The organism is Providencia sp. CIM-Carb-044 (assembly GCF_033901115.1).
Classification (GTDB): Bacteria; Pseudomonadota; Gammaproteobacteria; order Enterobacterales; family Enterobacteriaceae; genus Providencia; species Providencia hangzhouensis.
Window position 1 is genome coordinate 1 of the sequence record NZ_JAXADV010000065.1, and the last position, 839, is coordinate 839.

Below are 839 nucleotides of genomic sequence, written 5' to 3' on the forward strand. Positions count from 1 at the left end.
GAAGGCAAGCAAGAGCATTTCTTCACCACCACATTAACGGATGCGACTATCGTGAATATCGATTGCCAAATGCCGCATTGCCAAGACCCCGCGAAAGCGGATTTCACGCAGTTAATCGAAGTGTCTCTGTCTTACCGTAAAATTGACTGGGAACATACCGTTGCAGGTACATCCGGTGCCGATGACTGGCGTGCGCCGCTCGAAGCGTAAGTTCGAATTTAGCGAGCCTTTCGAGGCTCGTTTGCGTTTTTAGCTTTTTCTTCCGTAGAGGAAATTCCCATGTCTTGGACAGACCCCAATAAAAACAAACGACTTGGCAGCCCCGAAAATAACCCGCTTATTCACGGTGGTGGGTATGCGGGTGGCAGAACCTATGCACAGGACCAAGCCTTGCAAGAAGCCCATGGTCAACTGCTAGACCGTATTATGAATGGCGAAATGGGGACGGGATTGGTATTCACCTGTACCATTGGTGGGCTACCTGAAAACACCTTTCAAGTGACCCAGTTTGATTTGCAAGAAGGGCTTTCCCAGCTCTTTTCACTGTCGATTCAGGCGGTCAGCCCGTTACCCGAGATTGATTTTCAAACGGTTCTGGGTGTGGCCTCCTCGTTGACTGTAAAGCGAGATGGAAAAATTCTTCGCACGGTACAAGGCATTTTAGCGGGGGCAGAACAAGGCAACACCGACGGGGTAAAAACCTGGTATCACTTTGTGATACGTCCCGAAATGTGGGTGATGACGCTTAAGCAGGACAGCCGAATTTTCCAAAATATGACGGTGCCGAACATTCTTGAGACGCTATTAAGCGAGTCTCACATCAAATTTGATAAGCAGTT

At 48.9% G+C, this 839-nt stretch carries 2 protein-coding genes; both read left to right on the forward strand.

The window, feature by feature from the left end; all coding sequences use genetic code 11:
* On the forward strand, nucleotides 1–210 hold a 210-nt coding region (gene tssD / locus SJ312_RS23270), incomplete at its 5' end, for a type VI secretion system tube protein TssD (protein ID WP_129949629.1).
* A gap of 69 nt (nucleotides 211–279) precedes the next feature.
* Nucleotides 280–839 (forward strand): contractile injection system protein, VgrG/Pvc8 family (locus tag SJ312_RS23275; protein ID WP_319868418.1); only part of this gene is annotated, 560 nt, incomplete at its 3' end.